General features: G+C 41.5%; 10 protein-coding genes. 6 read left to right on the top strand and 4 right to left on the bottom strand.

The window, feature by feature from the left end:
* Positions 1–46: 46 nt before the first annotated feature.
* Positions 47–379 carry a PBPRA1643 family SWIM/SEC-C metal-binding motif protein gene (locus HWV01_RS14695; protein WP_211672253.1) on the top strand — a complete coding sequence of 111 codons (333 nt, stop codon included), beginning with the start codon at positions 47–49 and terminating at the stop codon, positions 377–379.
* 471 nt (positions 380–850) lie between these two features.
* Here the strand turns inward: HWV01_RS14695 and btsR are convergent, their stop codons facing one another.
* The 3 genes from btsR to HWV01_RS14680 all read right to left on the bottom strand — a co-directional run bounded on the left by btsR (position 851) and on the right by HWV01_RS14680 (position 4,195).
* Positions 851–1,564, bottom strand: a complete 714-nt coding sequence (gene btsR, locus HWV01_RS14690) for a two-component system response regulator BtsR (RefSeq protein WP_211672252.1) — start codon at positions 1,562–1,564, stop codon at positions 851–853.
* 3 nt (positions 1,565–1,567) lie between these two features.
* The gene (locus HWV01_RS14685; protein WP_211672251.1) at positions 1,568–3,259 is read right to left on the bottom strand and encodes a sensor histidine kinase; all 1,692 of its coding nucleotides are present in this window, start codon (positions 3,257–3,259) and stop codon (positions 1,568–1,570) included.
* A gap of 480 nt (positions 3,260–3,739) precedes the next feature.
* Positions 3,740–4,195, bottom strand: coding sequence for a GAF domain-containing protein (locus HWV01_RS14680; protein WP_211672250.1), 456 nt, complete (start codon positions 4,193–4,195; stop codon positions 3,740–3,742).
* 230 nt (positions 4,196–4,425) lie between these two features.
* On the opposite strand from HWV01_RS14680, the gene HWV01_RS14675 reads away from it, so the two are divergent.
* The 5 genes from HWV01_RS14675 (at position 4,426) to HWV01_RS14655 (ending at position 12,347) form a co-directional block, all read left to right on the top strand.
* On the top strand, positions 4,426–5,820 hold the full coding sequence (locus HWV01_RS14675; protein ID WP_211672249.1) for a TolC family protein: 1,395 nt from the start codon (positions 4,426–4,428) through the stop codon (positions 5,818–5,820).
* Positions 5,817–7,049, top strand: a complete 1,233-nt coding sequence (locus tag HWV01_RS14670) for an efflux RND transporter periplasmic adaptor subunit (RefSeq protein WP_211672248.1) — start codon at positions 5,817–5,819, stop codon at positions 7,047–7,049. Before HWV01_RS14675 ends, HWV01_RS14670 begins: the two co-directional genes overlap by 4 nt.
* On the top strand, positions 7,046–10,252 hold the full coding sequence (locus HWV01_RS14665) for an efflux RND transporter permease subunit (protein ID WP_371816332.1): 3,207 nt from the start codon (positions 7,046–7,048) through the stop codon (positions 10,250–10,252). Before HWV01_RS14670 ends, HWV01_RS14665 begins: the two co-directional genes overlap by 4 nt.
* Before the next feature lie 130 nt (positions 10,253–10,382).
* Positions 10,383–11,057 (top strand): response regulator transcription factor, encoded by a 675-nt coding sequence (locus HWV01_RS14660; protein ID WP_211672247.1) that lies wholly within the window; start codon positions 10,383–10,385, stop codon positions 11,055–11,057.
* A gap of 9 nt (positions 11,058–11,066) precedes the next feature.
* Positions 11,067–12,347: a HAMP domain-containing sensor histidine kinase gene (locus tag HWV01_RS14655; RefSeq protein ID WP_211672246.1), complete on the top strand. Its 1,281-nt coding sequence runs from the start codon at positions 11,067–11,069 to the stop codon at positions 12,345–12,347.
* 59 nt (positions 12,348–12,406) lie between these two features.
* Here the strand turns inward: HWV01_RS14655 and HWV01_RS14650 are convergent, their stop codons facing one another.
* Positions 12,407–13,459 carry an aldo/keto reductase gene (locus tag HWV01_RS14650; RefSeq protein ID WP_211672245.1) on the bottom strand — a complete coding sequence of 351 codons (1,053 nt, stop codon included), beginning with the start codon at positions 13,457–13,459 and terminating at the stop codon, positions 12,407–12,409.
* Positions 13,460–13,532 lie beyond the last annotated feature (73 nt).

The following is a 13,532-nucleotide window of genomic DNA, read 5'->3' as shown; positions in this document are numbered from 1 at the left end:
ATAAGAGCCCACTGAATTAAGAATATTTAAAAATTAGGAACTGCAGATGTCTAAAATGTTTTTCAAAGGTCGTATTGACGCGAGATTAAATCACGTTAAATCTGGCTATAACACTAAACGTGATATTAAGCTTGGAACTGACGAGTCACCTTTAAATTTGACCGTGCAAACACCAGAGCGTAAAACTGAAATTGAAGTGATTTTAGCTGACACTAAATTAGTTGCGAACATTGAAGTAAATGCAGACAAAGAAGAAAACACCCGTGATTTAGACGGTATGTTAAATAAGCCAAAAACAACTGTATTCGAAAAAACGCCTAACCGTAATGATCCCTGCTCATGTGACAGTGGTAAAAAATACAAAAAATGTTGTGCTTAATTTATAGTGACCGTCACTTAATTAAATAACGTTTGCCTTAATTGTGCATTAAGCTCTTAGTCATATGATTAAGGGCTTTTTTTATGTCTGCCGTTTAATGTTCAATGTAACCATTAGTTTCAACAATTGACCGATTTTACCGGTAACATCGACCACTTAACTCGCCATACAACCACTGACATAATCAACACTATTAATATAGCGCTATCTTACTAAAATTACGCCCATATAAATAAGGAGATCTATATGAGTTTGTTGTATTTTTTTTGGTGGCTTGCGTCCATCAATTAAACTCGTACAGCACTGTTGCTGACAAGGATGCAAAGGAGATTGGATATAGATCAGCCTGGCAGGGGTGAAAGAAGTGCTTCTACACATTAAGTAATGTTTCTTTATATTCAGTCTTTAGCATAAAATAGCCTTACTCACTTTCGTGGTAAGGCTATTTTTTTGCTGTTGAATTCCGAATGTTTATACAATACCAAAGCTTTGTTTTAATAGTTTTAGGTAACGGCGGCTTACGGGTAACGTTTTACCACTTGTCGTCACGATCTCAGCTAAACTATTATCCAATAGTTGGATCTCTTTAATTGCTTTTAGATTAACAAGGTACTGGCGATGACAACGAATTAAAGGGGTCTTTTCTTCTAGTACCTTCAATGTTAATTGGCTCGTTGTTTCTTGCTGGCCGGTATTAATGTACACACCAGATAATCCGCTGTATGCAAATTCAATATCTTCAGTGGCTATAATGAGAATACGGTTGTGACCAGTGCAAGGAACTTGCGCCAATTGTTTATGCTCTATCCCAGTGTAGTTTTGCGGTGTTGTTGACTTGACTAACCTGTCTACCGTTTTTTGTAAGCGCACGGGGTCGATAGGCTTAAGCAGATAATCAAAAGCGTTCTCTTCAAAAGCCTGTAAAGCATATTGATCATATGCTGTTGAAAACACAACTTTAGGCATATTGTCAGGATTAAGCATCGAGAGCATCTTAATGCCCGTAATCTGTGGCATCTGAATATCTAAAAATATAATGTCGGGCTTTAATTTGTTAATGAGTTGCAAGCCTTCGATTGCATTTTCTGCTTGTTGAATTACTCGAATCTGTTTGGTTTCATGTAATAATTCGATTAACTCTTCACGAGCATACTGTTCGTCGTCAATGACGATAGCATTAAGCATGAGCTAGTGTTCCTTATTATTAATTGTTATCGTGCTTATCGGTAGCAAAAATGATATTTGAGTTAGCTTATTTGCTATGCTTGAAATCTGTAAACTTGAACTGTCATTAAAATGATTAATCAGTCTTTTATCTACTATTTTCAGTCCTAACCCTTTTGAATCTTCTTTTGTTGTGACATATGTACCCGCATTGTCGGTGACAAAAATAAGGGTGCCTTTACCTGTTTTTTTACTGTATATCTCTAACTTACCGGCTCCTAACATAGTTGAAATACCGTGCTTGATGGCATTTTCGATGAGGGGTTGTAGAGTAAAACTCGGTAGTTTTATATCCATCAAATCTGGGTCGATATCAATATTGACCGTTAATCTATCTGTTAATCGGGCTTGTTCAATAGTCAGATAAGCATTTACGTGAGATAGCTCTTCACGTAGGGTTACTGACTCAATGTTCTGTTTAAGATTACTACGGAAAAATTGTGACAGGTGCTGGATCAAAGCCCTGGCTTTATCTGGATCACGACGTGTCACAGCACTAATTGTTGTTAGCGCATTAAATAAGAAGTGTGGGTTAACTTGAGCATGTAATAATTTAAGTTCAGCTTGTGTTAATAGTGTTTGTTGCTGCTGGTAGTGACCAAGTAATATCTGGCTAGACAGTAATTGTGCGATCCCCTTTGCCATCGATATATTGATATTAGACAGTAGCTTTCGGTGTAGTTCGTACAATTTAATTGTGCCTACGACCTCATTGTCACCATTACGTAACGGCAAGATTAATGCTGAGCCTAATCGGCATTTGTTATCAATAGGGCATTGGTAGATATTTGTTCTGTTTAGGTCTACGATGCGGTTTTCATTAATCGCTTGTTGAGTGTAATCTGAAATGGGCACATTCGCTTTATGATGTCGCTCACCAATACCAACAAAGGCTAGAATGTTGTGCCTATCTGTAATAGCTATCGCACCGACATTCGTTTCTTCATAAAGAATATTTGCTATGGTTTTCGCACTTTCAGTATCAAGACCTTGATTAAGAATGCCTACACTGCGATCTGCAATTCTTAATGCGCGTTGTGAAAATGCGGTTGAATACTTTTCAAAAATAGATTTTCTATCCTCGATAATACTCATAAATAAGACTGCACCAATCGTGTTTGCGGTGATCATCGGTAGTGCTATTTGACTGACCAGTTCTAGTGCTTGATCGTAAGGTTTGGCGACCGCGAGTAAAATTGCCATCTGTGTTAGTTCTGCAATCAAGGTAATGAAAAAAATGACTTGTGGTTTAAATAGGTCGTTAATTTTATTTTTACGTAACAGATATACGTGAAAAATACCACCAACCAAGCCTTCTACTGATGTCGAAATAGCGCAAGCTAGATCAGTAAAACCACCCATGAAATAACGGTGTATACCGCCTGTCATGCCGACGGCTAATCCAACAATAGGGCCGCCAAATAACCCCCCCATTACAGCGCCGATTGCGCGGGTATTCGCTATTGCATCTTGGAATTGCAAACCAAAATAACTACCCATGATGCAAAATATCGAAAATAAAAGATAACAGCTAAGCTTATGCTCCCAGCGTGAGGATATATTTAATAGAGGCATGAAAATAGGTGTTTTGCTGAGTAGATAAGCGAACACGAGGTAAACACACATTTGTTGTAATAGAGAGGGGATCAAATCCATAATGTCATCTCAATTTTATTGATTAATAACAAACAGTAACGATAATTATTTTCATCTTAAGTATTGAATGCGCTGTTCATTTATGAATTAGGCAGCATACACCACACTTACTAAAAAAACCTATTAAATTTAATCATTTAGCTTGGTTTAAGTCGTTTTTTGACCGAAAAGTAGCAGTTAGCTTAAATCAGGAACAGTTTGCTTATACCTTTTACATAATAAGGAGTATAAAGTTAGTTATATCAATAATATATCTATGGTCTTTAGCAGGGTTAACGTAACGCGATTTGAAGAACCATACTATCGCAACGTATTTGGATTTAGATAATTTTAAACGAATTAATGAAACGTTTGATCATTGAAAAGGTGACGAAATGCGGATTAACAGCTATATAGCAGTAAAAAAAAATGCAAAATTAGCGTTAATAAGGACGTTAAGGACGTTAGCAACATACTATACGCTGCTAACGTTGAGCATCATTAGAATGCTAATTCGATATCAGCTTTCAATTGCACTAACTCACTGCATACCGATGGTGAACCTTCGTTAAAATCAAATGTTTTATCATTTAGGGCACAAATTGTCCCAACGACAACCCCTTTAGCCATCAATGGAAATCCAAGATAAACACCGAGATTAAATTTCACGTAATCTTCGTTGCCTTTCCATTCTTCATCAATACTTGCATCTGGGATAAATACCGGCTGCGCAGTATCGACAACACGTTCGCAATACAGTTCGTGGCAACCTGGCTGCCGACTTTTGGGACCACAGTCTCCCACGTTATAAATAGGTTGTTCATTGGCAACGACAACTTCCATTGTGTCGGGTTTTGACTCCATGATCAGGATTGAGTGTAAGCCTGAATGATTGGCGAGCGTATTTAGACGCTCTTGCCACTCAGAGAATGATTGTTTGATGTTAACAAATGGCATATTTAATTCCTTATATCCTTATTTGGAGTTAGTTTTAATTATACGTCTTAAGTGTGTTTTTTTAGTTGATTAGATCTCATTTTTACAATCTTTACAGTAAATTTTTGTCAGCAAGATGATATGTATATAAACATATGTAACTGTGTTTATTGTGTTTTATTTACTCGTCTTAACCCTATCTTAACCTTCCATTTTTTATACTTGCCTCAGTAAAATTGAGGAGATAAACAATGGCTTATTCTAGTCCATCACGATATTCAGTGTTAGCACTACGGCATTCAATGTTAGCACTTACTGTTGCAGCGGTTGTTGGCTGCAGTAGCACTACGGTTAATTATAAGCAAAGTGCTGATTCAGCGCTGACTGAAATAACACATTGGCAATATCAACAACAAGATGCCGTTGATATTACGCAATTAACTGAGCTGATCGCGATACCTGAACTGACTAGTTTAGTCGAACAAGCGATATTGCAAAACCCAAGTTTGCAACAAACCGCAATTTCTTTGCAAATTGCTTATGCACAACGAGGTGTGGCGGAAAGTGAGCGAATTCCGCAAATGAATGGCGGATTTAACGCTGAGAAGGCTGATGGGGATACAAGTTATAAAACTGATATTAGCGTGAGTTGGGAGCTTGATATCTGGCAGACGCTCAGTGATGAAGTCGCTGCTGCTAACATGGATATTAAAAGTTCAGAGGCGACTTATCAGGGCGCTCGAGATGCATTAGCGGCAAACATCATGCGCAGTTGGTTACAAATTAATTTACAGCAACAATTAATTACTATTGAAATTGCTCGTTTAGCGGTATTAGAGAACAATGAAAATTTTGTGTTAAGCCGCTATCGGAGTGGTTTAGGGGCTCTTGAAGAGCTAGATAATGCACGTACAAGTAGCGCGCAAACCCGTGCAACGTTAGCAGAAAAGCAAGAAACCTTAGCGAAAAACCAACGTAACCTAGGATTGTTGTTAGGGCACTCCACTGCGATTGAAGTAGGGCGTAATTTCCCTAACGTATTGCAACCATTAGCGGGTTTACCGGAACAAAATCTAGGTCGTCGACCCGATTTACAAGCTGCTTATGCAGAGATTAGTGCTGCACAATATCGAACAGATGTTGCTTATAAAGCCTTGTTACCGTCAATCAGTTTATCCGCGTCGTTAACCGATATTGCCAATTCACCCAGTGAAGCGTTATTAACAAGTCCGGTATGGAGCTTATTAGGCCAACTTACAGCCCCTATATTCCAAGGAGGTAAGTTACGTAGCCAAATTGAAATAGCGGAATTGACGACCGAGCAAACATATTGGGCTTATCAAGAAACGCTCTTAACAGCGGTGAACGAGGTTGAAAATAGCCTGGGCCAAGAGCAGTCGCTAAAACGTCAGCAGCAACACCTTAATGATGCGTTGACGAGTGCGAAGCGTAGCGAGGCTAACTATCAAACTAAATACCGCCAAGGGCTGGTGGATATATTAGATCTGCTTACCGTACAGCAACAAACTTTTGATCTGCAATCGCAATTGACACAAGCAACCTATAACCGACTGGTTAATCGTATTGATTTAGGACTGGCCTTAGGGCTTGGTATCACAACAGACAATGCTGGAGAAGCATCATGAAAAAGAATGTTATTACTATCGCGATCACATTAGCGGCCGCAGCCAGTATTTTTGCCGTAATGAGTTACAACGGTGCCAAAATAGATGCTGCGAATAGTGCTGTTCATACGCCTGTTGTTAAAGCTGTTGTGCAATTACCCGAAGTCACGGTGATGGCCGTGACTAAAGGCAGTTACCAGGCTGAAGTGATTGGTTATGGTGAGGCAAAATCGCGTTATCAATTAACCCTCACCAGTGAAGTCAGTGGTCAGGTCGAATCCCTAGGGCAGAATTTTGCGACAGGCAAGCAGTTCAAGCGAGGCGAAGCGGTTATTAAAATTAATGATATTGATTATCAGCAAGCCTTTAGCAGTGCGCAAGTGGCAGTCGCCGACGCTAAATTAGCCTTGTTAGAAGAGCAGCGTCAAGGCCAGCAAGCACGTCTGGAATGGCATAACTCCGGTATCAATGGCGATCCTGATTCCCCGTTAGTATTACGTGAACCACAGCTGATTGCCGCTCAAGCCACGTTTAAAAATGCCCAAAGCCAGTTAACTAAAGCGCAACGTGATTTAGATAAAACCGTCATTACAGCGCCATTTTCAGCGTTAGTGGTGAGTCGAGATGTGCAATTAGGCAGTTATCTGCAAGTGGGTAATAGCATTGCGACCTTATACAGTACAGACCGCATGGAGATTGAGATCCCCTTATCGGCGCATCAATGGTCAAGTTTACCGAACATCAGTGGTGCAGTAGAGGGTCAATGGCCAGTTACCTTAACGAACACTACGGGAGATAGCCAGTGGCAAGGTTACGTTGAACGTGTCGAACAGCATCTTGATAATAACAGTCGCCAACGTGCCTTGGTCGTTGTCGTTGAGCAGCCGTTAGCACAGCAAACACCACTATTTCCGGGTACGTTTGTGACGGCTACAGTACAGGGTAAAGCGCTGAATGATCTATGGCAATTACCTGCGTCGGCGATATCACAAAATGGCGAAGTTTGGTATATAGGTGCAGATGGTCACTTGGCTACTTTCACTGCCCAGCAGCAGTTTGCTCAAGGTGAATTAAGTTACATTAAGCCAATGGCGGGGATGGACAGCGCCAACATTATCATTCGTCCATTAAACAGCTATGTGCAAGGTATGCAGGTGATAGCGAAGTTAACCAATCAAAGTGATGTGCAACTTGCAGATGCCTCTGTCGTCACATATGTGACGATAAATAACGTGAGTGTGAAATTATGAGTGAACAACATCGTGATTTAACAACTCGCCCGTCACAACCTCGCGAGTTATCTACTATGAACCCATTGCAAGGGATCATTAACTGGTTTGCCACTAATTCAGTAGCGGCTAACTTACTATTAATTAGTATCATCCTCCTTGGGGTTATGGCATTAGGAAACTTACGTAAAGAAGCGTTTCCGAGTATTGAACCAGATACCATTCGTGTATCGGTTAACTACGACAGTGGCGATGCTAAGCAAGCGGAAGAGGGCATCGCGATAAAAATTGAAGACGCGCTCGAAACGGTGGCAGGTATTAAACGCATTACCTCAACATCTAATGCCAATGGCAGCTCAGTCAGTATTGAAAAAACCAGTGGCTATTCACTCGATACTTTACTGACTGATGTGAAAACCAATGTTGATGCGATCAATAATTTCCCTAGTGATGCTGAAAAACCTGTAATAGATAAAGCACGTCGTCAGGATCATGCTTTATGGGTGCAGCTATACGGCGATGCGAACCGCTCCACACTACAAACGTTAGCGGAAAAATTAAAATCCAACCTGTTAGCAAAATCAGGTATTCGTGATCTAGAGATAAAGGCCAAAGTTGAGCCGATGATTTCTATCGAAGTTGATGAAGCCAAGTTACAAGCATACGGACTAACTATTGCAGATATTTCTGCAGTGATCAATGCTGAATCTGCCACGCCATTAACGACCAGTTTACGTAATGGTGAAAAAGTGATGCGCTTAAAAGCATCATCGCAGGCGTATCAGAAAAGTGAATTCGCGAGTATTCCGGTGATTACCAGTAGCAGTGGTGGTGTTATTACCTTAGCGGATATCGCGACAGTTACGGACTCGTTTGCCGATGATAGCTACACATTATCCCGTTATGATCAACAAAATGGCATGGCGATTGAGATTGTGATGGATGATAATGGTGACATTACCCAGATTGTGAAACAAGCGCAGGAAGTCGTTGATGAATGGCATGCGCGTGGGTTATTACCTGCCAATGTTGAGCTAGTGACTTGGTACGATCAAAGTGACACCATTACAGACCGTTTGTCACTGTTAACCAAGAACGCCTTAACTGGTATTGCACTGGTATTTATTGTGTTAGCACTGTTCTTGAATTTCCGTGTTGCATTTTGGGTTGCTGCGGGTTTACCGTTTGTGTTATTCGGTACCTTATTCTTTATGCAAGATGCCTTTGTTGGCCTTACTATTAATGAGATGACCACCTTTGGTTTTATCATGGCGCTTGGTATTGTTGTTGATGATGCGGTGGTGATCGGCGAAAGTATTTATACCACCCGTAAAGAAGAGGGCGATACTGTCGCCAATACGGTAAAAGGCACAATGAAAGTCGCTATCCCGACTTTGTTTGGTGTATTGACAACCGTAGCTGCGTTTGTTGCGATTGCCAATGTTGACGGTAATCTCGGTAAGATTTATGCGCAGTTTGCGGGGGTGGTGACGATTTGTTTATTACTGTCGATGGTGGAATCTAAATTAATTCTACCGTCACATCTAGCGCACTTAAACACCGCCCGTCAATCGACAAAGGGCATTAAAGGACTTTGGGTACGTATTCAAAATGCGGCGGATGCTGGTTTACAATGGTTCAATGTACGTATTTACCGTAACGTGATTGAGTGGTCATTAAAATTACGTTATGCCGTTATCTTAGCCTTCATTGCATTGTTTATTCTGGTGGTTGGCTTGCCATTAACGGGCAGTGTACGCGTTACATTTTTCCCTGATATACCAGGTGAAGTAGTGAGCGCTGACATGGTGATGCAAAATGATGCCAGCTTTGGTCAAACCAATACGAATTTACTTTGGATAGAGCAAGCCGCATTACAGGCGGATAAGAATCTGTTAGCTAAATACGATGTTGTGGCGATCAGCGAAAATAGCGAGATTATGAGTTTACAGGTCCTTGCTGAAGATGACAGTTCGGGTACGTTGACGGTAGAACTGGATGCTAACTCTGTTTATCCGTCAACTGAATTTACTGCAGAGTGGCAGGCGTTAGTAGGTTCACCTGAAGGGGTTAAGAAGCTTAAATTTCTTGCTAGTAAGCACATGGTCGATAACTTTAAAGTCGAGTTAAAATCGTGGGACAATGCGACGGTGAAAGCCGCAGGCATACAGTTTAAAACTGCGTTAGAGTCGATATCAGGTGTGAGCGGTATTGATGATAATCTTAACCCTGGTCAGCCACAGCTACGGTTTGTATTAACAGAGCAAGGTCGTAGTTTAGGCATGGATACGGCGACGTTGTCGCAACAAGTATTGCAAGCATTTGGTGGTGATATTGTACAGCGTTTCCAGCGTGATAAAGATGAAGTGAAAGTGCGTGTTCGTTATCTTGAAGCGCAGCGTCAAACATTAGCGGATATTATGCAAGCGCGTGTGCGTACGCCAGACGGTACGGTTGTGCCACTGAGTAGTGTGGCGAGTATTAGTAGTGAATATCAAGAAGATGAGATCACTCGGATTGATAGCTTACGTACTGTGTATCTCACCGCATCGGTGGACAAATCGATATTGGCATCGAATGAGTTGGTGGCGAATTTACAGCGTGATTTAGTGCCAGAGTTAACGCGTCAATTCCCTGAGCTAAATATACATTTTGCGGGTGAAGCAGAAGAGCAGGGGGAAACGACAAGTTCGATGATCTCGGTATTTGTTGGCGCTCTGTTGGCTATTTACGTATTACTGGCTATTCCATTAAAATCGTATGTGCAACCTGTGCTTATTATGTTTGCGATCCCGTTTGGTATTGTTGGGGCTATATTAGGACATTGGCTCAATGATCTGACCATTAGTATTTTATCGTTAAATGGTATTCTGGCACTCAGTGGCGTGGTGGTGAATGACAGTTTGTTACTGGTCTCGCGTTTTAATGAGTTGATGAAAGAGGCTAAAATGTCACTACACGATGCTATTGTGACGGCTTGTAGTGGCCGTTTACGCGCGGTGTTATTGACCTCGGTGACTACGTTTGTTGGTCTTGCGCCATTACTCGGTGAAACATCGACACAATCACAGTTCTTGATCCCAGCTGCGGCATCATTAGGATATGGTATTTTGTTTGCTACCTTGATCACCTTGGTATTGATACCTGCGTTATTGTTCATTCAATATGAAATTAAACAGTTTTTCGCTAAAATGATGGGGAAAGGCGAAACGAGTCTAGGCTAGACGCAGACTCAATTGGTGGAGTCAGTCAATAACAACTGTCTTATGTTGGCGGACTCCCCTGATACGGGCGTTGGGTTTTGCATTCGACATAGTGTGCTAAATGGTAAAATTAATTTAAGGATAAATCAAAATGTTAAACCTGTTGTTAGTGGAAGATGATTTAGATTTAGCGACTGCTGTGGTTGATTATTTAGAGCTGGAAGACATTCAGTGTGACCATGCGGCAAACGGACTAGCAGGTTTAAACATGATCACTAATAATGATTACCAAGCAATTATTTTGGATTTAAACCTGCCTAAAATGGACGGATTAACAGTTTGTAAGCATATGCGTGAGCAGGGCATTGATACTCCGGTATTGATGCTGACAGCGCGCGATAGTTTGGATGATAAGCTGGAGGGCTTTGATTCTGGTGCCGATGATTATTTAGTGAAACCGTTTGCGATGGCGGAGCTGATAGTGCGTATGCAGGTTTTAGCCCGCCGTCGTAGTGGTCAGGTTAAACGCTTAAGCTTGGCTGATTTAGAGTTAGACCTACAACAAAAACAGGCATACCGTGCTCAGCAGTTGTTAAAGCTATCACCCATCGCGTGGAAAATACTCGAAGTATTAATGCGTGCAACACCTAATCCGGTCTCACGAGAAAAGTTGATGCAGGCTGTCTGGGGTGACGACCAACCTGATAGTAATAGTTTAAAGGTGCATATTTATAATTTACGTAAACAATTGGATGCGGGTGATGTGCCGCCATTATTGCATACCATATCAGGTGTCGGCTTTGCGCTACGAGTTTCCTCTAAATAGGTTTATGTTATGAAATTAAGACCCAGTTTACGGTTATATTTTCTTGGCGCTATGTTGTTTCTTGGTGTCTGTATGGCCATTATGTTTTCTGCGCTCACGGTCAATTATTTTGTTGAAGGCATGGACTCGGTATTACGCGGTACTATGGTCGAAGTTGCTGATACAGAAGGGCTAGAAGTACAAGATGGCCAGCCTGAGATGTTGCTGGATTTCTATGTCTCAAGTCGCTGGCAAGATCTTCCCGCTGAGGCGAGAGACAATTTCGTAACACCACCGACGAATATGTTCGAATTAAACAAGCATATTATTAAAGATGAGTTATTTTCGCCGCCGAGTGCTGTGCACTTTTTGATGGTGATGGAAACGAAACAAGGGCAATTATTGTATATCTATAAGTCCTATTCGGGCGATTTACATGCTCGCTTGTCCGGTGGACCCGGTTCTCAGTTTTTCTGGATCCCAGTATTTGGTTTAGGTGGCATTACGGTGTTTGCTTTGTTATTAATGATGGTGATGCGTCGTGTTGCCTCGCCTGTCGAAGCATTGCGAGATTGGGCTAAGTCATTGAATACTGAAAGCTTACAGCGACCGCCGCCAGAATTTAAATACAAAGAGCTGAACACTTTAGCGACAATTGTACATAGCAGCCTTAATTCGGTGCAAGAGAGCCTTGATCGCGAACATGAGTTTTTGCGTAATGCCAGCCATGAATTACGTACACCAATCGCGGTTATCCGTACTAATGTTGAACTGTTAAATAAAATCAACAGCAAATCACCCATGACAACCAAGCAACTGCAAGTTATTGAACGCATCGAACGCGCGGGCTTTACCATGAGTCATTTGACTGAAACCTTGCTGTGGTTGAGTCGAGATGAGTCATTATCATTAACGCTTGAACTTGTTAAATTAGACGAACAAATCATGCAAACGGTAGACGATTTAAGCTATTTATTACGCGGTAAATCAGTAACCGTTGAACTTGATACCAGTGAATGGCAAGTGGAATTACCTGCCACTGCCTGCCGAATTGTACTCGCTAATTTGATCCGTAATGCATTTCAGCACACCGATACGGGTGTTGTGACAATTCGCCAGCAGCAAGGGCAGGTTGTCATTCGTAATGTGAATGACGATGTTGATACTGCTATGGTGAATGACAGTAGCACAAATGATTTGGGGTTTGGCTTGGGGGTTAAATTAACCGACAAACTCACTGCACGTTTTAACTGGCAACATAAGCGTGAAATAGAATCTTCTGGGCATAGAGTGACTGTTAATTTTGATTAATATTGAACATCGGACTTATTAGATTAAAGGCTATCTAGTTAACTAAATAGCCTTTTTTATTAAAACGGTGCTGGATAACGTTTAAATACCGATTCAATATCCGCTAATGCTTGTGGTGTTAGCGGCGTTGAAAAGGCTGAAATGTTTTCTTTTAATTGCGGTAGTGTTGTCGCACCAATAATGGTCGATGTGACACCATCTACTTGATCGCACCAAGCTAAAGCCAACTGTGCTGGTGTAAGACCGTGCTGGTGGGCAATATCAACATAATCTGATGTTGCAAGCTGTGCGATTTCTGTATCTCGGAATAGCTTGTTGCGTTGCGAGAATGTCCAGCGACTGCCTTCTGGTCGCGCATTGTTTAAATACTTTCCTGATAACATGCCTGTCGCCAGCGGAGACCAAGGTAGATAGGCGATATTTTCATGCACACAGTTTTCGATTAAGTAGGGCCAGTCTTTCGCGTGCAATAAGCTGAATTCATTTTGAATTGACACCATGCGTGGCAGGTCATATTGTTCACTGAGCTTAAGGTAAGTATTAATTCCCCAGGTGGTATCATCAGACAAACCACAAAATCGGATCTTGCCTGCATCAACACAACGTTTTAACCCTTGTAAAATATCAAGCATTTGTGCGGTATGGTCGGCCGCATTGATATCACTAAAGCGGATCTTATTAGGACTGTGCTGACTAAAGTGCGGATTAGGGCGGTTTGGCCAGTGTAGCTGGAATAAGTCGATATAACTGGTCTGTAGACGCTTTAATGAAGCGTCTACAGCTTGAACGATAGCATCACCAGTAATCGCTCCACCGTTACGTACCCAGGGTAATCCGGGGCCTGCAATCTTAGTGGCTAACACTATGTCTTTACGACGATGTGGGTTGGCCGCTAGCCAATTTCCAATAATAGTCTCTGTTTTACCATAGGTCTCTGCTGACGGCGGCACGGCATACATCTCAGCCGTATCTATAAAGTTCACGCCCTGTGATAACGCGTATTCGATTTGTTGATTGGCGTCTTGCTGGTTATTCTGAAAACCCCACGTCATACTGCCTAAACAGACTCGGGACACAGACAAACCGCTACTACCTAGTGTTGAAAATTGCATTATCATCCTTATGCTGCTTCTTTTTCATCATTATACGACTGCTAATATCATTAATCGACCCAACAGCGAAGAA

The organism is Moritella sp. 5 (assembly GCF_018219455.1).
Taxonomy (GTDB): domain Bacteria; phylum Pseudomonadota; class Gammaproteobacteria; order Enterobacterales; family Moritellaceae; genus Moritella.
Note: the sequence above shows the minus strand (reverse complement) of the source record. Positions and strands in the feature narration are given on the sequence as shown.

Bases quoted from the DNA above. Each gene is read 5' to 3' on its own strand.
- HWV01_RS14695 (WP_211672253.1), top strand. From the start codon at position 47: ATGTCTAAAATGTTTTTCAAAGGTCGTATTGACGCGAGATTAAATCAC.
- btsR (WP_211672252.1), bottom strand. From the start codon at position 1,564: ATGCTTAATGCTATCGTCATTGACGACGAACAGTATGCTCGTGAAGAG.
- HWV01_RS14685 (WP_211672251.1), bottom strand. From the start codon at position 3,259: ATGGATTTGATCCCCTCTCTATTACAACAAATGTGTGTTTACCTCGTG.
- HWV01_RS14680 (WP_211672250.1), bottom strand. From the start codon at position 4,195: ATGCCATTTGTTAACATCAAACAATCATTCTCTGAGTGGCAAGAGCGT.
- HWV01_RS14675 (WP_211672249.1), top strand. From the start codon at position 4,426: ATGGCTTATTCTAGTCCATCACGATATTCAGTGTTAGCACTACGGCAT.
- HWV01_RS14670 (WP_211672248.1), top strand. From the start codon at position 5,817: ATGAAAAAGAATGTTATTACTATCGCGATCACATTAGCGGCCGCAGCC.
- HWV01_RS14665 (WP_371816332.1), top strand. From the start codon at position 7,046: ATGAGTGAACAACATCGTGATTTAACAACTCGCCCGTCACAACCTCGC.
- HWV01_RS14660 (WP_211672247.1), top strand. From the start codon at position 10,383: ATGTTAAACCTGTTGTTAGTGGAAGATGATTTAGATTTAGCGACTGCT.
- HWV01_RS14655 (WP_211672246.1), top strand. From the start codon at position 11,067: ATGAAATTAAGACCCAGTTTACGGTTATATTTTCTTGGCGCTATGTTG.
- HWV01_RS14650 (WP_211672245.1), bottom strand. From the start codon at position 13,459: ATGCAATTTTCAACACTAGGTAGTAGCGGTTTGTCTGTGTCCCGAGTC.